Here is a 23,994-nt window from a genome sequence, read left to right as displayed (position 1 = left end):
GCCTTAGACTGTTCAACCGTGACTGCACCCGACCGCCCGCACGGCTCCCGACGCGCCCGCCGCGCCCCGCGCGTGAACGTGGCCAGCGAGCTGCCGCGCTTCGGGCGACCCGGGTCCCGCTCGACGCTGCTGCACGACCCGGCCTCGCCTGCGCACAGCGCACCCACAAGCGCGGCTGTGCGGGCCCGCGAGCGCGGCCGTTTCGCCGCGCTGCGCTGGGCAGGGGCCGCCGGAGCGTTCCTGATCGGTTTCGCGGGCATCGGCGGCGGCGCCCTGCCGGTGGTGGAAAACCCGTGGCAGAATTTCCCCTTCGGCGCGGAGATGGGGCGCATGATGCTCGCCTCCAACGCGCTTGTGCTCATCGGCGTCGGCGTGCTGGTGGCGGCGTGGCTGGCCATGGCCCCGTTCGTCGGGGCGTCGCCAGGCGCGGCGCGCGGGGCGCGGGTGAGCAACCCGGAGATGCTGCGCACTTTCATCGCCTGGGTGGTCCCACTTATCGCCACCGCGCCGCTTTTCACCCAGGACATCTACTCCTACCTGGCCAACGGCAGCATCGTGCGCCAGGGGCTCGACCCGTACTCCTCCGGCCCCGTCGAGCTGCTGGGGGTGGAGCACCACCTCGCCCGCTCCGTGCCGTTCATTTGGGCGCACTCGCCTAGCCCGTACGGACCGGTGGCGCTGGGGACCGCGGCGGTGATCTCGCACATCACTGGCGACTCGATCTTCTGGGGCGTGCTCGCCCACCGCGCCGTGTCTGTCGCTGGCATCCTCGCCGCGGCCTGGGCCGTGCTCGCGCTGGCGAAGCGCTGCGGTGTGACCGGCCCGGCCGCTTTGTGGCTGGGCATCCTCAACCCGTTGACGGTGCTGCACATGGTCGGCGGCATCCACAACGAGGCCATCATGATGGGCCTGCTGCTCGTCGGCCTGGAGGTGGGGCTGCGCGGCATCGACCGGCTCGAGAGCAACCGCCGCTCCGGCTGGGCGCTGCTCGCTGCCTCTGCCGCCCTGATCAGCTGCGCCGGCATGGTGAAGGTGATCGGCTTTTTGGCCCTCGGGTTCACCGGCATGGCGCTGGCCCGCCACCTGCGCACCCGCCCGCAGCGCCAGCGCAGCGGCCCCCGCGCCATCGCGACCTCCGCCGCCCTGCACGCGACCATGCTGGCGGCCACCGCCATCGCGGTCTCGCTGGCCTCCGGCATCGGCCTGGGCTGGGTCACCGGCCAAGGCGGCGCCGCCCAGATCCGCAGCTGGCTGTCTCTGACCACCGACATCGGCGTCGCCGGAGGCTTCCTCGGCATGAACCTGGGGCTCGGCGACCACACGGACGCGATGCTCAGCGTGACCCGCTGGGCGGGGCTAACGGTCGCGGCGGCGTTTGCGCTGCGCATGCTGTGGGCCACCTACCGCGGCACCATCCACCCGGTAGGCGGGCTCGGCGTGTCCACCTTCGTGCTGGTGGTGCTGTTTCCCGTCGTGCACCCCTGGTACCCGCTGTGGGCCGTGCTTCCGCTCGCGGCGTGGGCGAACCGCTTTACCTTCCGCGCCTCTGTGGCCGGGTACTCGGCGCTGGTGAGCTTCCTCGTCCTCCCTCGCGGGCTCCGTCTCCAGGCGGGCGCCGTCGCCACGATTTACGGCTCCGCCGTCGTCGGCTTCATCCTCCTGGCGGCGTGCGTAGCGCTCGCGCTTCGGGTGTGGCGGCGCAGGAGGTCTACACTCATCACCCATGAGTGATCACGCGCTGGTCGTCGAAAGCGTTATCAAGCGATTCGGCGAGAAAACGGCGGTTGACGGGCTCTCTTTCACAGCGCGGCGCGGCGAGCTGCTCGCGCTTCTGGGCCCCAACGGAGCCGGCAAAACCACCACCATCGAGATGTGCGAGGGCTTCACCAAACCCACCTCCGGGTCGATCCGGGTGCTCGGCATGGACCCGGTCGCGCATCCGCAGAAGGTGCGCGACCGCATCGGCATCATGCTCCAGGGCGGCGGCTCCTACGCCGGCGTCTCCGTCGAGGAGATGCTCAACCTCGCCGCCAGCTACAACAAGCACCCCCACGACCCGCGCTGGCTCATGGAGCTAGTCGGCCTCCAGGGAGCGGCGAAGACTACCTACCGGCGCCTCTCGGGCGGCCAGCAGCAGCGCCTGTCGCTGGCGCTGGCCCTGATCGGCCGCCCCGAGCTGATCTTCTTGGACGAGCCCACCGCGGGCCTGGACGCCCAGTCACGCATGGCGGTGTGGGACATCATCTCGGCGCTGAAGCGCGACGGGGTGAGCGTCCTGCTCACCACCCACCTCATGGACGAGGCCGAAAGCCTCGCGGACGACGTGGTCATCATCGACCACGGCACCGTCGTCGCCCAGGGCTCCCCGGAGGAGCTCACCAGCCACGAGGAGTTTCCGGTGCTTTCTTTCGACACTGCAGAGGCCTTCGAGGTGCACAAGCTTAACGACGAGCTCACGCCCGCCGGCCTCACCGTCGAGGAGATCCGGCCCCGCAGTTACCGGATCAAGGGCTCGGGCTCGCCGGAGGTCGTCGAGAAGCTGGCGCGCGAGGCCGCACGCCAAGGTGTGCTGATCCGCGAGCTGAGCGTGTCCCACCGCAACTTGGAGGACGTGTTTTTGGACATCACAGGAAGGGAGCTGAGGAGCTAATGAAAAAGCTCACCCCCGGCATTTTCGCCCCGGCGCCGCAGCGGGCGTCCTTCGGCCGGATGGCCGCGGCCCAGGGGCGCATCGAGGCGAAGCTGATGCTGCGCCACGGCGAGCAGCTCCTGGTCAACGTGCTGATCCCGGCGGCGATCCTGCTGGCGGCCCACTTCGCCCCGATTTTGGGCGACAACACCGACTCGGGTGTGCTGGTGCCCATGGTTTTCGCCGTGGCCGCCACCGGTGCGGGCTTTACCGGCCAGGCCATCGCCGTCGCCTTCGACCGCCGCTACGGGGCCTTGAAGCGCACCGGCGCGTCCGGGGTGCCGCCCTGGACCATCATCGTGGGCAAGATCCTCGGCGTGCTGGCTACGGTGGTGGTGCAGCTGGTGGTGCTCGGCGCAATCGCCCTGGCGTTGGGGTGGCGCGTGACCCCCGCCGGCGCCGCGTTCGGGCTGGCCACCCTCCTGTGTGGCGTGGCCGCGTTCACCGCGCTGGGGCTGCTGATGGGCGGCACCCTGCGCGCCGAGCTGGTGCTGGCGCTTGCGAACCTGATCTGGCTGGTGCTCATGGGCATCCTCGGCTGGGTGGGCTACTCCGGCGACATCGCGCACGCCGGGTGGTGGAACGCGGTGCCCACCGTGGCGCTGGCAGGCGCGCTGGTGCAAGCGCTGTCTTTGCAGGTCAACTGGGTGGCGTGGGCCTCACTCGCCGCCTGGGGGGTCGCCGCGGTGACCGCGGCCGTGCGCTTGTTCCGCTTTGACGGCTAGGCGCGATACACTCACCACGATCAACATCGTCCGAAAGTTGGAGAAACAGTGACCGCAACCACAGCCGAGACCCGCCCGAACTCCTGGAGGGAGGCCTGGCGCGACCCGTCACTGAAGCTGCAGCGCACCCTCGCGATGGTGCTGCTGCTGTGCCAGGGCGGCATCACCGTCACCGGCTCGCTCGTGCGCGTGACCGGCTCCGGCCTCGGCTGCGACACCTGGCCGCTGTGCCACGAGGGCTCGCTCGTGCCGGTCGCCGGCGCGGCGCCCTGGATCCACCAAGCCATCGAGTTCGGCAACCGCACCCTGACCTTCGTGGTCGCCGCGGCCGCCGGCCTCGTGCTGTACGCCGTGATCCGCGCCGGGCGCCGCAAGGACATCAAGACCCTGGCCTGGATCTCCCTGCTCGGCGTGGTCGTGCAGGCCGTCATCGGCGGCATCTCCGTGCGACTGGACCTGCGCTGGTGGTCCGTGGCGGTGCACTTCCTGCCGTCGATGGTGCTCGTATTCGTCGCTGCGATGCTCTACATGCGCATCGCCGAGCCCGACAACTCCGCCCCCACCCGCCGCTACCCCGGCTCGGCGCAGACGTGGACGCTCATCGCCGCCGCGGCGCTGTGCCTCGTGCTCATCACCGGCACCATGGTCACCGGCTCCGGCCCGCACTCGGGCGACGCGGGCGCGGGCATGGATGGCCGCCTCGAGATGGACACGCGCGTGCTCGCATACGTGCACGCGGCGTGCATGTACCTCTACCTCATCGCCACGATCATCACCACGGTGCTGCTGCGCAACTCCGGCGCGCCGGAGGACGCAAAGCGCACCGCATACGTGCTCATCGCCATGATTCTGGTGCAATGGGCCATCGGCGTGATCCAGTTCCGCATGGGCGTTCCGCGCTGGACAATTCCGGCGCATATCGCCATGTCGTCGACCGTCGTTGCATTCAGCGGGTTCCTTTTTGCACATGGGAAGCGCAGGTTGCCTACGCTCGTGTGACATGAAAGCAATCGTTGTCACATCCCACGGCGGCCCGGAAGTCCTCGAGTACAAGGACGCCGAGCCGCCGACTCCCACCGAGGGGCAATTGCTTGTCGACGTCACGTACGCCGGCATCAACTACATCGACACCTACTTCCGCTCCGGAACCTACCCCTCGAACCCGCCGTACATCCCCGGCACGGAGGGCTGCGGCCGCGTGGTGGAAGATCCCAAGGGCGAGATCGCGCCCGGCACCCTCGTAGCCTGGCACGCCGCCCCCGGCTCCTACGCCGAGCAGGTGGCGGTGGACCGCAACCGGCTGGTCGCCGTGCCGGAGGGCGTCGATCCTGCGGTGGCGGCCTCGATGCTGCTGCAGGGCATGACCTCGCACTACCTCCTCCACGGCGTGCGCGAGACGAAGCCGGGCGACACCATGGTGGTCACCGCCGGCGCCGGCGGCGTGGGGCTGATCCTGACCCAGATGGCGGCCGCCGAGGAGGCGACCGTGTACTCGGTGGTCTCCAGCGACGAGAAAGAAAAGCTCGCCTACGAGGCGGGCGCGACCAAGGTGTTCCGCTACGGCGAGGACCTAGCCGAGCAGATCAAGGCCGAGAACGGCGGCGGCGGCGTGGACGTGGTCTACGACGGCGTCGGCCAAGACACCTTCGAGATGTGCCTCAACGTCACCCGCCCGCGCGGGCTGGTCTGCTCGTTCGGCTCCGCCTCCGGCGACGTCGAGCCGTTCAAGATCCAGGAGCTCAACGCCCACGGCGCGCTGTTTCTCACCCGCCCGTCGCTGAAGCACTACGTGGCCACGGACGACGAGTTCCTCATGCGCGCCCAGGCCGTGGCCCGGGCGGTAGAAGAGGGCACGGTGAAAATCCGCATCCACCCGCCCTACGAGCTGAAAAACGCCCGCCAGGCCCACGAGGACCTGCAGGCGCGAAAGACCACCGGCTCGGTTGTGCTGAAGGTTTAGAACAGCAGCTGGCCGACGGTCTCCCAGCCGAGCACTGCGTCGAAGGACAGGCCCAGAAACAGCGCGGCGAGGTAGTTGTTGGAGAGGATGAACAGCTTCAGCGGCTTGACGTTCTCGTCGCGCACGATGCCCTGGTGCAGCTTGGTCGCCATGACCAAGAACGCCGCACCCGAGGCGATCGCGATTACCAGGTAGATCCAGGACGCGGCCGGCACCAGCAGCAGCGAGACGGCCACGGTGAGCCAGGAGTAGATCACGATCTGGCGGGAGGTTTCTTCCGCAGTCGCCACCACCGGCAGCATGGGCACGTTGGCGCGGGCGTAGTCGTCCTTGTACTTCATGGCCAGCGCCCAGGTGTGCGGCGGGGTCCAGAAGAAGATGATCAAAAACAGCACGATGGCCTGCCACCAGTTGTCGGCGGAACCGTCGTGGACGTTGTCGCGGATCACGGCCCAGCCCACCATCACGGGCATGCAGCCGGCCGCACCGCCCCAGATCACGTTTTGCCAGGTGCGGCGCTTCAGCCACTTCGTGTAGATGAAGATGTAGAAGAAGTTGGTCAGGAGGATGAAAAACGCCGCCAGCCAGGAGTTGCACAGCACCCCGAGCCAGAGCACGGACAGCACGAGCATCACCCAGGCGAACACGGCCGCCTTCTGTTTGGTCACCGAGTGCCGCACCAGCGGACGGGCGCGGGTGCGGCCCATCTTCTGGTCGATGTCGTAGTCCGCGACCATGTTGAAGGTGTTCGCGGCCGCGGCTCCCATCCAGCCGCCGAGCAGCGTGCCCAGCACGAGCCAGAGGTGCACCTCGCCGCGGTGCGCCTGCAGCATCGCGGGGATCGCGGCGACCAAGAGAAGTTCAATGACCCTCGGCTTCGTCAACGCGAAATATGCCTTGATGGTCTCCAACAACTCTCTCCTTTTTGTACCGCCGTCGGGCGCGGGCAATCATACCTTCGGACGATGGTAGCCCCAACCAACGCGAGTCAACGAATCGAGGATGGGGTGGGACCGGAGGCGTCGATAAGCGATATGCTTTTGTGCGACCTTAAAGAAAGCGAGGACCCCATGACGCTGCCCCCGAAACTGCAGGCAATGACCGAGCGCAACTACCCGCAGGATTGGACCGAGACCGACACCCGCGCCGTTGACACGGCCAGGGTGCTCGCCGCCGACGCGGTGGAAAACTGCGGTTCCGGACACCCTGGCACCGCCATGAGCCTCGCGCCACTGGCCTACACCCTGTTCCAGCGCGTGATGGACGTGGACCCGACCGACAAGGATTGGGTGGGCCGCGACCGCTTCGTGCTGTCCAACGGCCACTCCTCGCTCACGCAGTATGTGCAGCTGTACCTCGGCGGCTTCGGCCTGGAGCTGCAGGACCTGAAGGACCTGCGCACCTGGGGTTCGAAGACCCCGGGCCACCCGGAGTACAACCACACCGAACACATCGAGATCACCACCGGCCCGCTCGGCCAGGGCCTCGCTTCCGCAGTGGGCATGGCGATGGCTTCTCGACGTGAACGTGGCCTGTTCGACCCCGACGCCCCCGCCGGCGAGTCGCCCTTCGACCACTACATCTACGTCGTCGCCGGCGACGGCTGCCTGCAGGAGGGTGTGACCGCCGAGGCGTCCTCGCTCGCCGGCACCCAGCAGCTGGGCAACCTCATCCTGTTCTGGGACGACAACCGCATCTCCATCGAGGACGACACCCAAATTGCGTTCACTGAGGACGTGCTCAAGCGTTACGACGCCTACGGCTGGCAGACGCTTACCGTCGAATCCGGCGAGGACGTCGCCGCCATCGAGGCCGCCGTGGCCGAGGCGAAGGCGGAGCCGACCAAGCCGACGATCATCCGCGTGAAAACCGTGATCGGCTACCCGGCCCCGAACCTGATGAACACCGGCGCCATCCACGGCGCGGCACTCGGCGCCGACGAGGTCGCCGCGGTCAAGGAGGCGCTCGGCTTCGACCCGGCGGTGAACTTCCCGGAAGAGGATGAGGTGATCGCTCACACCCGCAAGCTGCGCGAGCGCGCCGCAGAGAAGCGGGCCGTCTGGGACGAGAAGTTCAACGCCTGGGCCGAGGCGAACCCTGAGCGCAAGGCGCTGCTGGACCGCCTCACAGCCCGCGAGCTGCCGACGGATTGGAAGAAGGACTTCCCCACCTGGGAGCCGGACGCGAAGGGTGTGGCCACCCGCAAGGCGTCCGCGGCCGCGATCCAGGCCGCCGCGGCCGCGCTGCCTGAGCTGTGGGGCGGCTCCGCCGACCTGGCAGGGTCCAACAACACCCTGATCGAGGGCGAGAGGTCCTTCGGCCCGCGCTCCATTTCCACCGAGATGTTCTCCGCCGACCCCTACGGCCGCAACCTGCACTTCGGCATCCGCGAGCACGCCATGGGCGCGGTGATGAACGGCATCGCCCTGCACGGCGGCACCCGCGTCTACGGCGGCACCTTCCTCATCTTCTCCGAGTACCTCTACCCCGCCATCCGTGTCGCCGCCTTGTCCGGCATCGACGGCTACTACGTGTTCACCCACGACTCCATCGGGCTTGGCGAGGACGGCCCGACCCACCAGCCGGTGGAGACCCTCGCCGCCCTGCGCGCCATCCCGGATGTCGCCGTGATCCGGCCGGCGGACGCGAACGAGACCTCGGCCGCCTGGATCGCCGCGCTCGAGGCGAAGGAGCAGCCGAAGGCGCTGGCGCTGTCCCGCCAGAACCTGCCCGTGCTCGAGGGCACCAAGGAGAAGGCCTTCGACGGCGTGGCCCGCGGCGCCTACGTGCTGGTCGAAGAATCCGCCGACACCCCGGACGTGATCCTCATGGCCTCCGGCTCCGAGGTGCAGTACGCCGTCGAGGCCGCCAAGGTCCTCGAGTCCGAGGGCACCGCCACCCGCGTGGTGTCCGTGCCGTCCATGGACTGGTTCATGGAGCAGGACGATGCCTACATCGACTCCGTGCTGCCGCGCGATGTCAAGGCCCGCGTGTCCGTCGAGGCCGCGACCTCCATGCCGTGGTTCCGCTTCCTCGGCGAATACGGCCGCGCGGTGTCCCTGGAGCACTTCGGCGCCTCCGCGCCGGGTGCGGAGCTGTTCGAGCGCTTCGGCTTCACCACCGACAACGTCGTTCGCACCGGCCGCGAGACCCTCGAGTGCGTGCGCGAGGAGCGCAGCGTGGCGACGAGCGTGCGCGTCGGCGACACCGAGGCTGAGCCGACCCGCGGCGACGGAAAGTAGGGTTGCGGCATGACTGCTATCGACGATCTGTACCAGGCCGGCACCTCCACCTGGCTCGACGACCTCTCCCGCGAGCGCATCGCCACCGGCAACCTCGCCGAGGTGAAGGACGCGAAGTCCATCGTGGGTGTGACCACGAACCCGGCGATCTTCGCCGCTGCCATGGGTTCCGGCAACCACTACGACGAGCAGCTCGCCGAGCTGAAGCAGGCTGGCACCACCGCCGACGCCGCTGTCTACGCCATGAGCGTCAAGGATGTGCAGGACGCCTGCGACCTCTTCCGCGACACCTACGAGGCCACCGGCGGCAAGGACGGCCGCGTCTCCATCGAGGTGGACCCGCGCTTCGCCGCCGACGAGCAAAAGACCATCGCGCAGGCCCGCGAGCTGTGGCAGCTGGTGGACCGCGACAACCTCATGATCAAGATCCCGGCGACCGACGAGTCGCTGCCCGCCGTCACCGCCGCACTGGCCGAGGGCATCTCCGTCAACGTCACCCTGATCTTCTCCGTGGAGCGCTACCAGCAAGTCATCGACGCCTACAAGGACGGCATCCGCAAGGCCGCCGCCAACGGCCACGATGTCAGCCGCATCCACTCGGTGGCGTCGTTCTTCGTCTCCCGCATGGACACCGAGGTGGACAAGCGCCTGGGGGCCATCGGCACCGACGAAGCGCTGGCGCTGCGCGGCAAGGCGGGCATCGCCAACGCGCGGTTGGCGTATGCGCTGTTTGAGCGTGAGTTCGGCGACGTTGACGTCGCTAAGCTTCCTGCAAATGCGAACGCCCAGCGCCCCCTGTGGGCGTCGACCGGTGTGAAGAACCCGGACTACCCGGCGACGATGTACGTCACCGAGCTCGCCGGCCCGCAGACCGTGAATACGATGCCGGAGAAGACGCTCGACGCCGTGCTTCGCGACGGCGGCGTGCACGGCGACACCCTCACCGGCACCGAAGCCGTCTCCCGCGAGACCTTCGCGGCGCTGCGCGGCGTGGGCATCGACCTCGACGACGTAGTGGCCGTGTTGGAGCGCGAAGGCGTGGAGAAGTTCGTGGACGCGTGGCAGGAGCTGCTCGATTCCATGACTGCTAGGCTCGCCTAACGTGACTTCTCCGCACCAGCAGTGGACTAACCCGCTGCGCTCCCCCGCCGACAAACGTCTCCCCCAGATCGCCGGGCCCTCCGGCATGGTGATCTTCGGCGTCACCGGCGACCTCGCCCGCAAGAAGCTGCTGCCGGCCGTCTATGACCTGGCCAACCGCGGCCTTTTGCCCGGCGGGTTCACCCTGGTCGGCTACGGGCGGCGCGACTGGTCCAAGGCCGACTTCGAGGCGTACGTGCGCAAAGCTATCGACGAAGGCGCACGCACCGAGTTTCACGAGAACGTCTGGCAGCGCCTCGCCGAGGGCCTAGAGTTCGTCCAGGGCAACTTCGACGACGACGCCGCCTTCGACCGGCTCGCCGCCACCTGCAAACGCAGCGACGACGAGCGCGGCACCGCCGGCAACTGGGCCTACTACCTGTCCGTGCCGCCGGAGTTCTTCGCCGAGGTTGTCCACCAGTTGGATCGCTCCGGCATGGCGCACGAGGGCGAAAACCAGTGGCGCCGCGTGATCATTGAAAAGCCGTTCGGCCACGACCTCGAGTCCGCCAAGGAGCTCAACGAGGTCGTCGGCGCGGTGTTCGACGAGCGCTCTGTGTTCCGCATCGACCACTACCTGGGCAAGGAAACTGTCCAGAACATCCTTGCACTGCGCTTTTCCAACCAGATGTTTGAGCCGGTGTGGAACTCCCACTACATCGACCACGTGCAGATCACCATGGCCGAGGACATCGGCCTGGGCGGGCGCGCCAGCTACTACGACGGCATCGGCGCCGCCCGCGACGTGATCCAGAACCACCTGATCCAGCTGCTCGCCCTGGTGGCTATGGAGGAGCCGACCTCCTTTTCCCCCGGCCAGCTGCGCGCCGAGAAGCTCAAGGTGCTGCGCGCCACCTCAGCGGTGGGCCCGTTCGGCAAAACCACCGCGCGCGGGCAGTACACCGCCGGGTGGCAGGGGTCGAAGAAAGCGGTCGGCCTGCGCGAGGAGGAAGGGTTCGACCCGAACTCCACCACCGAGACGTTCGCCGCCTGCACCCTACAGATCGATTCCCGCCGCTGGGCCGGCGTGCCGTTCTACCTGCGCACCGGCAAGCGACTGGGCCGCCGCGTCACCGAGATCGCGCTGGTGTTCAAACGCCCGCCGTACCAGCCGTTCTCCCAGGGACAGACCGACCTTTTGACCAACAACGCCGTCGTCATCCGCGTCCAGCCCGACGAGGGCGTGCTGATGCGCTTCGGCTCCAAGGTGCCCGGCCCCGGCATGGAGTTGCGCGACGTGAACATGGACTTCTCCTACTCCGAGGCGTTCACCGAGCAGTCGCCAGAGGCCTACGAGCGCCTCATCCTCGACGCTCTTTTGGATGAATCGAGCCTGTTTCCCACCAACTCCGAGGTGGAGCGCAGCTGGGAGATCCTGGACCCGGTGCTGAACTACTGGGCCGATCAAGGCAGCCCCGACGACTACGCCGCCGGCACCTGGGGGCCGGCCTCCGCCGAGCGCATGCTGTCGAAGGACGGCCGTGCCTGGCGGCGTCCATAAGCACGAAAGGCTCGAGCATGATCACCGAATTGCCGGACACCACAACCAAGGCCATCGCCGCAGAGCTCGCGCACGCGCGCGAGCGCCACTCGCTTGCCACCGGGCGCGTGCTCACCCTGCTGGTGGCTATTGACGACTCGCGCGAGGACAGCATCGACGAGACCCTTGCGACCCTGCGCGACGCCTCCTTCGAGCACCCCGCCCGTGTGCTGGTGCTCATCTCCGGCGACTCGGAGGCCGACACCCGCCTCGACGCGCAGGTGCTGGTGGCCACCGACGCCGGCGCCTCCGAGGTTGTGGTCATGCGCCTGTACGGCGAACTGACGGGGCATATGGGCGCCGTAGTCACCCCGCTGCTGTTACCCGATACCCCCGTGGTGGCGTGCTGGCCGCAGAAGGCCCCGAAGCACCCGGCCGGCACGCAGCTGGGCAGGATCGCGCAGCGCCGCATCACGAACCTGCGCCGCGGCACGAACGGCGTGACCCTCAAGCAGCTCACGGACGGCTACGAGCACGGCGATTCGGACATGATGTGGTCGCGGATCACCCCGTGGCGCGGCATCGTCGCCTCCGCCCTGGACCGCCATCCCGGCACACGCGTCCACAGCGCCGAAATCGCGGGCGCCGCCGGGGACCCGAGCGTGGACCTGGCCGCGGGCTGGCTCGCCTCCAGCCTCGGCGTGGATGTGACCCGCTGCGAGGGCGATGCGGCCGGCGACTTCCCTATCGCCCGCCTGGTGCTGCACTGCGACGGTGGCGACGTGGGGGTAGCGGTCCAGGACAGCCACACCGTGCGTATCTCCGCCCCCGGCAACGCCGATTCATTCGTGGCCATGGGCGAGCGCACCGAGGCCGAAAGCCTCGCCGAGGACCTGCGCCACCTCGGCCCGGACACCACCTACGAGCGCGCGCTGCGCGGACTTCAAGGAGTACACAATGAGCTTTAAGGATCTTGCATCGCTTCTCGACGCCGCGACCTCCCGGTTCACCGCCCTCATGTCCGATGTCCACGCGGAGGGCCGCACCGCACGCGTGGTGCTCACCGGCGGCACCGCCGGCATCGCACTGCTGGAGCGCCTCGCCGGCGAGGACATCGACTGGTCGCGCGTGAAGGTTTTCTTTGGCGACGAGCGCAACGTGCCCGCCAGCCACCCCGACTCCAACGAAGGCCAAGCACGGGCGGCGCTGCTGTCCAAGGTGGACATCCCGGAGGAGAACATCCACGGCTACGGCCTCGACGGCGGCCCGATGGACGCCGCGGTTCAGCGCTACCGCACACTCGTCGGCGACGGCGGCTTCGACCTGCACCTTTTGGGTATGGGCGGCGAGGGCCACATCAACTCCCTGTTCCCCCACACCGACGCGGTGCGCGAGCGCGACGCGATGGTCGTGGCGGTGACGGACTCGCCGAAGCCGCCCGCCGAGCGCGCCACCCTGACGCTGCCGGCGGTGCAGTCCGCCGACCGGGTGTGGCTGCTGGTCTCCGGCGCCGAGAAGGCGGAGGCCGCGAGCCATGCCGGCGACGGCGCCGAGGCCGCCGACGACTGGCCGGTCGCCGGCGCTATCGGGCGCAAAGAAACGGTCCTGTTCGCCACGAAGGACGCAACAGGACCGTTCTAGCTTCGCGCGTGCTTAGACCGCGTAGGTCTGAATCAGATTCAGGCCGATGATGCAGAGGATCCAGATCAGGGCCAGCAGCACGGTGACGCGGTCGAGGTTCTTCTCCACCGTGGTCGAACCGGACAGGTTTGCCTGGACGCCGCCGCCGAACAGGCTGGACAGGCCGCCGCCCTTACCCTTGTGGAGCAGGACGAAGACGGTCATGAGGATCGCGGCGATCACCAGCACAATCTCAAGGGCTAAAGCCATGTGTGCGACACCTTTCAAAATGGGCGATGGTGCAAACTCCCGATGAGCTTACACCACCGCAAAGACGAACCCAGCAGCGACTTACATCACCGCGTTGGCGGCCGCCGCGGCAAGCTTGGCAAAGTCCTGCCCGTCCAGGGAGGCGCCGCCGACCAGGCCGCCGTCGACGTCCGGCTGCGAGATGATCTCGGCGACCGTGTCGGCCTTGACTGAGCCGCCGTAGAGGATGCGGATCGCGTCGGCGACGGAGTCGTCGCTAAGCTCGCGCACGAGCTCGCGGATGCCGTGGCAGACCTCCTGGGCATCTTCCGCTGAGGCGACCTTGCCGGTGCCGATCGCCCAGACCGGCTCGTAGGCGATGACCGCCTTGGACAGGTCCACGCCCGCGAGCGACTCGCGCGCCTGCTTCACGACGAATTCCACGTGCTCGCCCGCCTCGCGCACCTCGAGCGGCTCGCCCACGCAGACGATTGGTGCGATGCCGTGCTCGATGGCCTTGGCGGCCTTCGCGGCGACCTGCTCGTTGGTCTCGCCGTGGTACTCGCGGCGCTCCGAGTGGCCGACGACCACCCAGGAGCACCCCAGCTTCTCCAGCATGGACGCGGAGATGTCGCCGGTGTAGGCGCCGTTGTCGTGCTCGGAGACGTCCTGGGCGCCGTAGGTGATCTTGAGCTTGTCGCCCTCCACCAGGGTCTGGATGGAGCGCAGGTCCGTGAACGGGACCGTCAGCGCGATGTCGACGTACTCGTAGCCGTCCTTCGGAAACGCGAAGGCGAGCTTTTGGGCGCTCTGGATGGCCTCGAGGTGGTCGTGGTTCATCTTCCAGTTGCCCGCAATAAGTGACGTGCGTGCCATGGGTAGCAAACCTCCTAGTTCAGTACGGAAACGCCCGGCAGTTCCTTGCCCTCGATCAGCTCGAGGGAGGCGCCGCCGCCGGTGGAGATGTGGCTGAAGCCGCCCTCGTCAAGGCCGAGGGTGCGCACCGACGCCGCGGAGTCGCCGCCGCCGACCACGGTGAAGGAGCCGTTCTCCTTCGTCGCCGCGATCATGGCCTCGGCGACGGCCTTGGTGCCGTCGGCGAAGTTCGGGAACTCGAACACACCCATCGGCCCGTTCCAGAACACGGTCTTGGAGTCCTTGATAGCCTCGGCGTAGCTCTTGGCGGTCTCCGGGCCGATGTCCAGGCCCATCCAGCCCTCCGGGATTTCGTCCAGGCCGACGACCTTCTTCTCGGTGTCCTTGTCAAACTCCGCGCCTGCGGCGACGTCCACCGGCAGCAGCAGCTTGTCGCCGAAGCGCTCGATGAGCTCCTTGCAGGTGTCCACCATGTCCTCCTGCAGCAGGGACTTCTGCACGTTGTGGCCCTGCGCGGCGAGGAAGGTGTAGCACATGCCGCCGCCGATGATGATCTTGTCGGCCTTTTCCGCCAGCGCCTCGATCACGCCGAGCTTGTCGGAGACCTTGGAGCCGCCCAGCACCACCACGTACGGGTGCTCCGGGTTGTCCTTCACGGAGGACAGGGTCTCCACCTCCTTGTCCACGAGGTAGCCGGCGTAGGCCGGGAGCTTCTTCGCCACGTCGAAGACGGATGCCTGCGCGCGGTGCACCACGCCGAAGCCGTCGGAGACGAACGCGCCGTTGTCGGCCGCCAACGCCGCGAGCTCCTCTGCAAAGGCGGTGCGCTCCGCCTCGTCCTTGGAGGTCTCGCGCGCGTCGAAGCGGACGTTTTCGAGCAGGAGGATCTCGCCCTCGGTCAGGCCGTTGGCGCGCTCGTGGGCGTCCTCGCCGGAGACGTCGCCCGCCAGCGCGACGAACTGGCCAAGGCGCTCAGACAGCGCCTCCGCCACCGGGGCGAGGGAGAACTTCGGGTTGACCTCGCCTTTCGGGCGGCCCAGGTGGGCCATGACAATCACCTTGGCACCGCCGTCCAGCAGCGCCTTCAGGGTCGGCAGGGAGGCGTCGATGCGGCCGGCGTCGGTGATGCTGCCGTTGTCGTCCAGGGGGACGTTGAAGTCGGACCGGACCAGGACGTGGCGGCCGTCCACGCCTTCGTCGAGAAGCTGCTGCAAGTTCTTGGTCATTGGTATCTCCTTTGTTCTGTGAACACTCACCATCGTATGAAAAACGGGTCCGCCGTGCCGGAAGCACCGCAGACCCGCAACTCAAGCTCCTTAGAGCTTGTCCGCCACGAACTTGGTCAGGCGGATGTACTGGGAGGTGTAGGACCACTCGTTGTCGTACCACGAAATGATCTTGACCATGTTGCCGTCAATCACGCGGGTCATGCCGGCGTCGAAGATCGCGCCGTGGGAGTTGCCGATGATGTCGGAGGAGACGATCGGGTCCTCGGTGTAGAGCAGCGCCTGGCCGAACTCGGCGTCCTCGGCGGCCTTCTTTACCGCTGCGTTAACCTCCTCGACCGTGGCCTCCTTGCCCAGGGTGACGGTGAGGTCGGTGGCGGAACCGGTGATGGTGGGCACGCGCATGGCGAAGCCGTCAAGCTTGCCCTCCAGGTTCGGCAGCACCAGCGCAACGGCCTTTGCGGCGCCGGTGGTGGTGGGCACGATGTTCTGGGCGGCGGCGCGGGCGCGGCGCAGGTCCTTGTGCGGCGCGTCCTGGAGGCGCTGGTCGCCGGTGTAGGCGTGCACGGTGGTCATCAGGCCGCGCTCGATGCCGAACGCCTCGTCGAGCACCTTCGCCACCGGCGCGAGAGAGTTGGTGGTGCAGGATGCGGCGGAGATGACGTCCTCGGAGCCGGTGTAGTCGGCGTGGTTGACGCCCCAGACGTAGGTGCCGTCGACTTCCTTGCCTGGAGCGGAGATGATGACCTTCTTCGCGCCAGCGTCAATGTGCGCCTTGGCGTCCGGGCCCTTGCGGAAGACGCCGGTGCACTCGAGCACGATGTCCACGTCGGAGTCGCCCCAGGCGAGGTTGGCCGGGTCCTTCTCCGCGGAGACCTCGATGCGGCGGCCGTCGATGGTGATGGAGTCGTCGTCGTGCTCAATGTCGTGGTTGAACTGGCCGTACGCTGTGTCGTACTTCATCAGGTGCGCCAGGGTCTCGTTGTCGGTGAGATCGTTGATCTTCACCACTTCGAGCTCGCCCTTGTACTCGTCCTCGATGATGCGCAGCGCTGCGCGGCCGATGCGGCCGAAACCGTTGATGCCAATGCGGGTAGTCACAGTCAACACTCCTCGTGCTCGTGGTCTGTCGGTCACCCCCGAGTGTAATGAGCAGGTCCCCTACCTGCAGATAACGTTTTGCCTATCGACGAAACCAGGGGTAGCAACAGCAATTGCCACCCGCCCCGGATGTTGGTTTATGCCCGTTTCCACGCCTCAGGGGGAGCCATTTCTGCCGCTTCCACCCCCCGACTCCGACCGCGCAGCACCCACTGTGAAGTATGTCACCCGTGCGGGTTTTAGGTGGTCGGGCTCCCGTGCGTGTCCTCCACGCCCAGTTCCGAGGCGCGCTTATCTGCGAGGGAGAGCAGGCGCCGGATGCGTCCAGCCACCGCGTCCTTGGTCATCTGCGGGTCCGCCAGGCGCCCCAGCTCCTCCAGGGAAGCGTGGCGGTGCTCCACGCGCAGGTAGCCGGCTTCGGCGAGGTGCTCGGGGACGTCGTCGCCGAGGATCTCCATGGCGCGCTCCACGCGGGCCGCCGCCGCGGCCGCCGCCTGCGCCGAGCGGCGGGTGTTCGCGTCGTCGAACGTGGCGAGCCTGCTGTTCGCCTTCGCCTTGACTGCGCGGGATTCGCGCTTCGTGTCCCATTCGATGCGGGTTGCCGGCGCGCCCATGCGGCTGAGCAGGATGCCGATCGCCTCGCCGTCGCGCAAGGTCACCCGCTCGACGCCGCGGGTCTCGCGGGTCTTCGCCGTCAGGCCTAAGCGCCGGGCGAGCCCGACCAGTGCCAGCGCGGCTTCCTGGCCCGGGCAGGCGACCTCAAGGGTGGCGGTCCGGCCCGGTTCAGCCAAGCGCCCGCGCGCGAGGAAGGCCCCGCGCCACGCGGCCTCGACCCCGGCCATGTCGCCGGAAATGACCTGCCGCGGCATCCCCACGACCGGGTGGCCGGACGCGGTGACGAGCTTCAAGCGGCGGATGACGTCCGCCGCGCCGTCATCGACGCGCACCTCGTACCGCGATTCGCGGTTGCCTGAAGACGGCGCAAGTAGCTCCACACTCGCCTCCACCGCGCACAAATCGGCCACCGTGCTGGCCAGGCGCCGCGCGACCGCTTCTTCCTCAAAATCCGCGACGATGGCCACCCCGCCCTCCGCCGGCTGGATCTCCCCGCCGAACCGGATCAGCGCGGCCGCTTCCGCGGCGCGCGCCTCCAGCCCGCCGCCGGTGGCGCGCAGGAGTTCGTCCTTGACCTTGGCCGTGAGCGCCACCGGCGCCTCCCCTCGTTTACGTGTGTTGCAGCTTGGAACCGCCCAGCATTCTATCGTGCCGGGCGCAGCGCCTTGAGGGCAGATGCCAATTGCTTCGGGTCGTGGCGGTTCAGCGGTGCGCCCACGGCGTCCACCTCGCGCAGCGGGGCGAAGGCGACCTCTGCGTCCAAACGAGCGGCGGCGCGGGCGATGTTGTCGCGCTCGCCGTCGGAGGTGGCGGTGCGCTCATCGGCGAGGAAGTAGTCCACGTGCAGCTGCGGGGCGTGCTGGGAGAACACGTGGATGTGGCGTTCGGTGGTGAACCCGTGGGTCTCCCCCGCCTCCGGCGAAAGGTTCAGGATCACCGCGACGGTCGCCGACGTCTCGTTGAGCGCCTGGGCGATGTCGGGCACGAGGATGTGCGGGATCACCGAGGAGAACCAGGAGCCGGGCCCGATGGTCACCATGTCCGCGTCCATGATCGCCTGCACCGCCGCCTCGCTCGCGGCTGGCTGCGCCGGGGTCAGGCGCACACGCCGCACCGCCCCGGGGGTGGTGGCCACCGCCACCTGGCCGCGCACGGAGCGCAGCACGCGCGGGTCGTCGTCCAAGCCCGCCACGTCCGCTTCGATGTCCAGCGGCTGCGGGCACACCGGGATGACGCGGCCGGCGGATCCGGTCCAGGCGGCCACCTGATCCAGGGCGGCCTGGGTGTCGCCCAGGCGCTCGGCCAGCCCGGTGATCAACAGGTTGCCCAGCGCGTGGCCGGCCATCGCGCCGTGCCCGCCGAAGCGGTGCTGCAGGGTCTCTCGCCACTGCGCGCCCTCCTCCCCTTCGGCTGTCAGGGCCGCCAGCGCCATGCGCAGATCCCCGGGCGGGACGATCTCCATCTCGCGGCGCAAGCGCCCGGACGATCCACCGTCGTCCGCCACGGTGACCACTGCGTTGATCGTGGACGCGCCGGCTTCGCGCGCGGCGGTAAGCGTCTGGTACAAGCCGTGCCCTCCCCCGAGGCACGTGAACGACGTATGGCTCAATTGACCCTTCTTTCTGCTGGCCCTGCCGCCTGATTAGTGGCGTTCGAGGTCCCGGTGGATCACGTTGACATCCACGCGACCCTGCTGACGCAGACGCTTGCCGACGGCCTCCGCCACCGCCACCGAACGATGGTGGCCGCCCGTGCAGCCGATGCCTACGGTGATGAAGTCCTTGCCCTCGTGGCGGTAGCCGCCCAGGGTGCTAGAGAGCAGGTCGACGAAGTTGTCCACGTACTCGCGGGCGCCGTCCTGGCTCAACACGTAGTCAGAAACCGCCTTGTCCACGCCGCGGAACTCCCGGAGCCCCTCCACCCAGTACGGGTTTGGCAGGAAACGAACGTCCAGCACAATATCAGCGTCGCGCGGCGAGCCGTGCTTGAACCCGAAGGATTCGATGGTGACGTGTTGCCGGCCCACCGGCAGCTCGCCGACGGAGGCCTCCACCGCGCGGCGCAGGTCGTGCACCGACAGGTTGGACGTGTCGATGATGACGTCCGCGGAGGCACGCAGGTCCTCCATCTCCTCGCGCTCGTGCGCGATGCCGGACTGCAGGGTGCCGTCGCCCTGCAGCGGGTGGGTGCGGCGCACCGAGTCGAAGCGCCGGATCAGCACGTCGTCGCGCGCCTCCAGGAACAGGACGAACGGCTGGTGGCCGCGGTCCCGGATCGCCGCGATGGTCTCCATGAGGGACCCGTTGAATTTCGCCGCGCGGATGTCGGTGACCACCGCGAGGCGCTCCACCGGGGAATCGTCCGCGGCGGCCAGGTCCACCAGCTCCAGAATCAGCTGCGGCGGCAGGTTCTGGGAGACGAAAAAGCCCTTGTCCTCAAAGACCTTCGCTGCCGTGGACAGGCCGCCGCCCGACAGGCCCGTGATGATCACAGGGCGCATCGGGGTCGCGGAATCTTCCTGGGGCAATGCGTGTGCGGAGGATGTCGTGGACATAAGGAACATCCTAGACAAGGAGGGGGCGACGTGCCGTCGATTAGCAACCCGCTTCTACTGGTGCAGATGCTGGTAGATGGTCTCCGCGAGCTTCGGGCCCACACCCTTGACCTGCTGGATCTCCTCCACCGTCGCTTCCTTGATCTTCTTCACGGAGCCGAAGTGCTTAACCAGGTCCGTGCGCCGGGCCGGCCCCAGCCCCGGCACCGCGTCCAGCGCCGAGGCGCGCATCCGCTTGGAGCGCTGCTGGCGGTGGTACGTGATGGCGAACCGGTGCGCCTCGTCGCGGATCTGCTGCAGCAGGTACATGCCCTCGGAGTTGCGGGGCAGGATGATCGGCTCGTCGTCGTCCGGCACCCACACCTCCTCAAGGCGCTTGGCCAGCCCGATGAGCTGCACGTCCACGATGCCCAGCTCGTCGAACACCGCCTGCGCTGCGGTGACCTGGGGCTTGCCGCCGTCGACGATGAACAGCTGCGGCGGGTAGGCGAACCGCTTCGCCCCGGTGGACTCGTCCGCTTCGTCCTCGAAGGTCTGCTCCTCCGCGACCTCGTCCGGGTTAGCCAGCTTGTCCTCGTTGTAGCGCTTGAAGCGGCGCCGGGTCACCTCGGCGATGGAGCCGACGTCGTCGGAGCGGCCGTCGCCGGCGGCCTCCTTGATGCGGTAGCGGCGGTAGTCGTTCTTCTTGGGCAAACCGTCCTCGAACACCACCAGCGACGCCACCACGTCGGTGCCCTGGATGTGGGAAATATCGGTGCACTCGATGCGCAGCGGCGCCTCGTCCATCCCGAGGGCGTCCTGGATGTCCTGCAGCGCCTGGGAACGGGCGGTCAGGTCGCCGACGCGCTTGAGCTTGTGCTGGTGCAGCGCCTCCGAGGCGTTCTTGTGCACCGTTTCCATCAGCGCGCGCTTGTCGCCGCGCTGCGGCACGCGGATCTCCACCGGGCCGCCGCGCAGCTCCGCGAGCAGCTCGGTGACCTCTGGCAGTTCCGCCGGCAGCGTCTCCACAAGGATTTCGCGCGGCACCGGCATCGGCGCCTCCGCCTTGGCGCGGGACTCCTGGTCCACGCCGCGGCGGCGCACCTTCTGCGCCTCGATCGTGCGGTCTTCCTCCTGCTCCTGGCGGACCCGCTCCACCGCGTCGGAGTAGTACTGCACAAGGAAGTTCTGCATCAGCGTCGGCAAGGTCGGGTCTTTCTGCCCCTCTTCCAGCCGCTCGGCGGCGCCGGGCTCATCGCCGGTCTTTTCCACCACCCAGCCGCGCTGGGCCCGGATGCGCCCGTCGCGCACGTTGAAGATCTGCACCGCCGCTTCGAGCTCGTCGGTGTCGAAAGCGATGACGTCGGCGTCAGTGTTTTGCCCTAAGACGACCGTCTGGCGTTCCATGACCTTGTTCACGGCGCCCAAGTCGTCGCGAAGCCTGGCCGCCTTCTCAAACTCCAGGTTCTCACTAGCTTCCTGCATCTGTGCGGTGATGCCGCTCACGAGCTGGTCGGTACGCCCCGACATGAAGCCCAAGAAGCCCTGCACGATCTCGTCGTACTCGGCCTCGTCCACGCGCCCCACGCACGGGGCGGCGCACTTGTCGATGTAGCCGAGCAGGCACGGCCGCCCCAGCGACTCGTGGCGGTTGAACACACCGTTCGAGCAGGTCCGGATCGGAAACACGCGCGTGAGCAGGTCCAGTGTTTCGCGCACCGCCCACGCGTGAGAGTAGGGCCCGAAGTAGCGCACCCCCTTGCGCTTCGGGCCGCGGTAGAAGAACGCGCGCGGGTAGCGCTCCTTCACGCTCACCGCGAGCATGGGGTAGGTCTTGTCGTCGCGGTACATGACGTTGAACCACGGGTCGAAGCGCTTGATCCAGGTGTACTCCAGCTGCAGCGCCTCCACCTCGGAGGCCACCACAGTCCACTCCACGGACGCGCCGGTGTAGACCATCTGGCGGGTGCGCGGGTGCAGCGTGTGCGGCGGCTGGAAGTAGTTGTTCAGGCGCGCGCGCAGGCTTTTCGCCTTGCCCACGTAGATGACGCGGCCGTCGCGGTCGCGGAACTTGTACACCCCGGGGTCGGTCGGAATCGTGCCCGGCGCCGGGCGGTAGCTTTGCGGGTCCGCCAACGCTTAGTCCTGCGGCATGTACTTGGCTTCGAGCGCGCGGAAGTCATCCACGGCCTTCAAGGCGTCTTCCTTGTCACCGGACTGGATCGCCCATAGCGGCACGTACTCGAATTCCGGCAGCTCAAGGCGCGCCATGCGCGAGCCTTTGGGGAAGCTCAGCCCGTAGATCACGGCCCACGGGTAATAGCGGGTGCCGATGATGTTGCGCACCTGCACGCCGTCCTCGTTCGCGCGCACCCGCGGTCGGGTCAGCGCGATCCAGGACAGCACGGAGATGATCAGGCCGACGCCGATGAAGGCGAACTTGTCCAGGTCGGTGATGGACACGCCGGTGAATTCGGCGTCCACGGCCCAGGACATGAACACGTGCACCGCCATGACCACAACGATCCAGCCGACGGCGACCTTGCGCAGAAACTTCGAGGACAGCTCCAGCTCCCACGGTTTCGTGGTGGTGGTGGCGTGCGGGTCGAGCGCGTTGAGGTAGGCAATCTCGTCCCGGCCCGAAAGTCCCGTGGGGTTGTGCTGTTCAGCCTGATCAGCCACTGCCGTTACTCCTTACAAGCGCTCGAGCATGTTGCGTGGCAGCGTCCCAAAGGCCGCCCCACGCCCTCCGGGCTACCTTAGCCCTTCAACGGCAGAGCGCGAACTTTGCGCAGCTCCGCGGCTGTACCGGCGGCGGCGCGCATGGCCTCGGCACCCTTGTCTTCCTTGGCGTCCTCGCCACCGGCGCGCTCGTAGGCCTGGTCCTCGTCGTCGACGGTGAGCACGCCGTTGCCCACCGGAGTCTGCTCATCCAACGCCACGCGGGTCAGCCCTGCGGTCACGGAGTCGCACACGTACTGGAAGTGGGCGGTTTCGCCGCGGATGACGCAGCCGAGGGCCACCACGGCGTCGTAACGCTTAGCGCACGCCTGGACCACCACCGGCAGCTCGAGGGCGCCGGCGACGGCGTACTCCTCCACCTTCACGCCGAGCTCCCGGGCCTCATCCCGCGCGCCGGCGCGCAGCAGGTCGACGATCTTGTCGTTCCACCGGGTGTAAACCACGGCGATGGTCATGCCCTCCGCCTGTATGGAATAGTCCTCGGGTGCTCCACTCGATGCCACTTGCAGCTCCTTTTGGGTCCGTTTAGGTTGCGTACCCCGGATGGGCGTGGAGCCATTCGGCCACACCAGGCAGGTCGTGGCCCATCCGGTCGCGCTTGGTGCGCAGGTACTCGATGTTGTCGTGTGTGGGAACGATCTCGATCCTACTGCGGCGCGCCACCGCAGGGCCGTAACCCGCCAGCGCGTCGGACTTGTCCGGGTTGTTGGTGAGCAGCTCGAAGGTGCCCACCCCCAGATCCGCCAGGATCTGCCCGGCCGCGGAGTACTCCCGCGCGTCCGCCGGCAGGCCCTGCTCCAGGTTCGCGTCCACGGTGTCCAGGCCCGCGTCCTGCAGCCGGTAGGCCTGCAGTTTCGCCATGAGTCCAATGCCGCGGCCCTCATGCCCGCGCAGGTACACCACCACGCCGCGCCCGGCAGCTTGGATGCGCCGCATGGACTCGCGCAGCTGAGGGCCGCAATCGCAGCGCGTGGAGCCGAACACGTCGCCGGTGAGGCATTCGGAGTGCACCCGCACCAGCACATCTGTTGCTTCCCGCAGCTTCTCGACGCCTCCGGCAACCAACGCCACATGCTCCACCCCGGAAACAGTGTCGCGGTAGCCCACGGCGGTGAACTCGCCGTACTCGGTGGGAAGTTTCGCCGCGGTGACGCGCTCGACGGTGCGTTCGTGATGGCGGCGGTATTCGGCCAGCTGCTCGATGGAGATCATGGGCAGCCCGTGCGTGTTGGCGAAGCGGCGCAGCTCGTCGAAACGCGCCATGTCGGTGGGGTCGTCCTCGGAGACGATCTCGCACAGCGCGCCCACCGGGGTCTTGCCCGCCAGCCGCGCCAGGTCCACGGCCGCCTCCGTGTGGCCGGGGCGTTCCAGCACGCCGCCGGCCTTGGCGCGCAGGGGCACCACGTGGCCGGGGCGGGTAAACGACGAGGCGTTGGCGGAGCCGTCTGCAAGCAAGGCGATCGTCGTCGCGCGCGAGCGCGCGGAGATGCCGGTGGTACCGGTGGCCGCGTCCACGGTGACGGCGTAGGCGGTGCCGTGCAGGTCCTGGTTGTTGGCCACCATCGGCGGCAGCTCGAGTGCGGTGGCGCGCTCATCCGGCATCGAAACACAGATGTAGCCGGAGGTGTGGCACACCATGAACGCGACGAGCTCCGGGGTGGCGTCCTCGGCGGCGAAGATGAGGTCGCCCTCGTTCTCGCGGTCCTCACTGTCCACCACAACAACGGCCTTGCCAGCGCGAATGGCGGCGATAGCCTCCTCGACCGTATTCAAGGAGTTAGGGGAAGTCATACCGT

The 23,994-nt window shown here is 68.1% G+C and carries 22 protein-coding genes; 10 read left to right on the top strand and 12 right to left on the bottom strand.

The features are described 5' to 3' along the window. Positions 1–18 precede the first annotated feature (18 nt). The 5 genes from mptB to MHY23_RS03470 all read left to right on the top strand — a co-directional run bounded on the left by mptB (position 19) and on the right by MHY23_RS03470 (position 5,374). Complete coding sequence (mptB, locus tag MHY23_RS03490; RefSeq protein ID WP_370642059.1) at positions 19–1,731, top strand: polyprenol phosphomannose-dependent alpha 1,6 mannosyltransferase MptB; 1,713 nt, start codon at positions 19–21, stop codon at positions 1,729–1,731. After that, entirely contained in the window at positions 1,724–2,650 is a 927-nt protein-coding gene (locus tag MHY23_RS03485) for an ABC transporter ATP-binding protein (RefSeq protein ID WP_181888464.1), read from the top strand. The genes mptB and MHY23_RS03485 overlap by 8 nt, the downstream gene beginning before the upstream one ends. After that, a complete protein-coding gene (locus MHY23_RS03480) occupies positions 2,650–3,414 on the top strand; it encodes an ABC transporter permease (protein ID WP_181888465.1) in 765 nt (254 codons plus the stop codon). The genes MHY23_RS03485 and MHY23_RS03480 overlap by 1 nt, the downstream gene beginning before the upstream one ends. A 135-nt stretch (positions 3,415–3,549) precedes the next feature. After that, on the top strand, positions 3,550–4,413 hold the full coding sequence (locus MHY23_RS03475) for a heme A synthase (protein ID WP_181889588.1): 864 nt from the start codon (positions 3,550–3,552) through the stop codon (positions 4,411–4,413). 1 nt (position 4,414) lies between these two features. Beyond that, positions 4,415–5,374 (top strand): quinone oxidoreductase, encoded by a 960-nt coding sequence (locus MHY23_RS03470; RefSeq protein ID WP_239306441.1) that lies wholly within the window; start codon positions 4,415–4,417, stop codon positions 5,372–5,374. Here the strand turns inward: MHY23_RS03470 and MHY23_RS03465 are convergent. Beyond that, positions 5,371–6,288, bottom strand: coding sequence for a heme o synthase (locus tag MHY23_RS03465; RefSeq protein ID WP_255710957.1), 918 nt, complete (start codon positions 6,286–6,288; stop codon positions 5,371–5,373). The two genes, MHY23_RS03470 and MHY23_RS03465, sit on opposite strands and share 4 nt — an antisense overlap. Positions 6,289–6,444: 156 nt before the next feature. On the opposite strand from MHY23_RS03465, the gene tkt reads away from it, so the two are divergent. Genes tkt through pgl form a run of 5 tightly spaced genes read left to right on the top strand, consistent with a single transcriptional unit; the run spans position 6,445 to position 12,877 of the window. Further along, positions 6,445–8,616, top strand: coding sequence for a transketolase (gene tkt, locus MHY23_RS03460; RefSeq protein ID WP_181888468.1), 2,172 nt, complete (start codon positions 6,445–6,447; stop codon positions 8,614–8,616). Positions 8,617–8,625: 9 nt separating this feature from the next. Then, complete coding sequence (gene tal, locus MHY23_RS03455; RefSeq protein ID WP_239306440.1) at positions 8,626–9,717, top strand: transaldolase; 1,092 nt, start codon at positions 8,626–8,628, stop codon at positions 9,715–9,717. A 1-nt stretch (position 9,718) separates the two neighbouring features. Further along, positions 9,719–11,257, top strand: a complete 1,539-nt coding sequence (gene zwf / locus MHY23_RS03450) for a glucose-6-phosphate dehydrogenase (protein ID WP_239306439.1) — start codon at positions 9,719–9,721, stop codon at positions 11,255–11,257. A gap of 17 nt (positions 11,258–11,274) precedes the next feature. Further along, a complete protein-coding gene (locus MHY23_RS03445) occupies positions 11,275–12,204 on the top strand; it encodes a glucose-6-phosphate dehydrogenase assembly protein OpcA (protein ID WP_239306438.1) in 930 nt (309 codons plus the stop codon). Next, a complete protein-coding gene (pgl, locus tag MHY23_RS03440; protein WP_255713827.1) occupies positions 12,194–12,877 on the top strand; it encodes a 6-phosphogluconolactonase in 684 nt (227 codons plus the stop codon). The genes MHY23_RS03445 and pgl overlap by 11 nt, the downstream gene beginning before the upstream one ends. Before the next feature lie 12 nt (positions 12,878–12,889). Here pgl and secG read toward each other — a convergent pair whose 3' ends face one another. From secG to MHY23_RS03385, 11 genes are all read right to left on the bottom strand, one after another. Beyond that, entirely contained in the window at positions 12,890–13,126 is a 237-nt protein-coding gene (gene secG / locus MHY23_RS03435) for a preprotein translocase subunit SecG (protein ID WP_070473991.1), read from the bottom strand. An 81-nt stretch (positions 13,127–13,207) separates the two neighbouring features. Continuing rightward, a complete protein-coding gene (tpiA, locus tag MHY23_RS03430) occupies positions 13,208–13,981 on the bottom strand; it encodes a triose-phosphate isomerase (protein ID WP_239306437.1) in 774 nt (257 codons plus the stop codon). 14 nt (positions 13,982–13,995) lie between these two features. Continuing rightward, positions 13,996–15,207 (bottom strand): phosphoglycerate kinase, encoded by a 1,212-nt coding sequence (pgk, locus tag MHY23_RS03425; RefSeq protein ID WP_239306436.1) that lies wholly within the window; start codon positions 15,205–15,207, stop codon positions 13,996–13,998. A 90-nt stretch (positions 15,208–15,297) separates the two neighbouring features. Continuing rightward, positions 15,298–16,308 (bottom strand): type I glyceraldehyde-3-phosphate dehydrogenase, encoded by a 1,011-nt coding sequence (gene gap / locus MHY23_RS03420; RefSeq protein WP_239306435.1) that lies wholly within the window; start codon positions 16,306–16,308, stop codon positions 15,298–15,300. A 239-nt stretch (positions 16,309–16,547) separates the two neighbouring features. Continuing rightward, positions 16,548–17,516 (bottom strand): DNA-binding protein WhiA, encoded by a 969-nt coding sequence (whiA, locus tag MHY23_RS03415; RefSeq protein ID WP_239306434.1) that lies wholly within the window; start codon positions 17,514–17,516, stop codon positions 16,548–16,550. Positions 17,517–17,566: 50 nt separating this feature from the next. Then, a complete protein-coding gene (gene yvcK, locus MHY23_RS03410) occupies positions 17,567–18,532 on the bottom strand; it encodes a uridine diphosphate-N-acetylglucosamine-binding protein YvcK (protein WP_181888479.1) in 966 nt (321 codons plus the stop codon). A 33-nt stretch (positions 18,533–18,565) separates the two neighbouring features. Continuing rightward, the gene (gene rapZ, locus MHY23_RS03405; protein ID WP_236883402.1) at positions 18,566–19,477 is read right to left on the bottom strand and encodes an RNase adapter RapZ; all 912 of its coding nucleotides are present in this window, start codon (positions 19,475–19,477) and stop codon (positions 18,566–18,568) included. Between the two features lie 54 nt (positions 19,478–19,531). Further along, entirely contained in the window at positions 19,532–21,592 is a 2,061-nt protein-coding gene (gene uvrC, locus MHY23_RS03400; RefSeq protein ID WP_181888480.1) for an excinuclease ABC subunit UvrC, read from the bottom strand. Positions 21,593–21,595: 3 nt separating this feature from the next. Beyond that, positions 21,596–22,138: a PH domain-containing protein gene (locus MHY23_RS03395; protein ID WP_181888481.1), complete on the bottom strand. Its 543-nt coding sequence runs from the start codon at positions 22,136–22,138 to the stop codon at positions 21,596–21,598. Positions 22,139–22,215: 77 nt separating this feature from the next. Continuing rightward, entirely contained in the window at positions 22,216–22,701 is a 486-nt protein-coding gene (gene ribH, locus MHY23_RS03390; protein ID WP_181888482.1) for a 6,7-dimethyl-8-ribityllumazine synthase, read from the bottom strand. 22 nt (positions 22,702–22,723) lie between these two features. Beyond that, positions 22,724–23,989: a bifunctional 3,4-dihydroxy-2-butanone-4-phosphate synthase/GTP cyclohydrolase II gene (locus tag MHY23_RS03385; RefSeq protein ID WP_239306432.1), complete on the bottom strand. Its 1,266-nt coding sequence runs from the start codon at positions 23,987–23,989 to the stop codon at positions 22,724–22,726. Positions 23,990–23,994: the final 5 nt, after the last annotated feature.

This window comes from Corynebacterium sp. ACRQP (assembly GCF_022345915.1).
Classification (GTDB): Bacteria; Actinomycetota; Actinomycetes; order Mycobacteriales; family Mycobacteriaceae; genus Corynebacterium; species Corynebacterium lehmanniae.
This window is presented reverse-complemented; position numbering and strand designations above follow the sequence as displayed.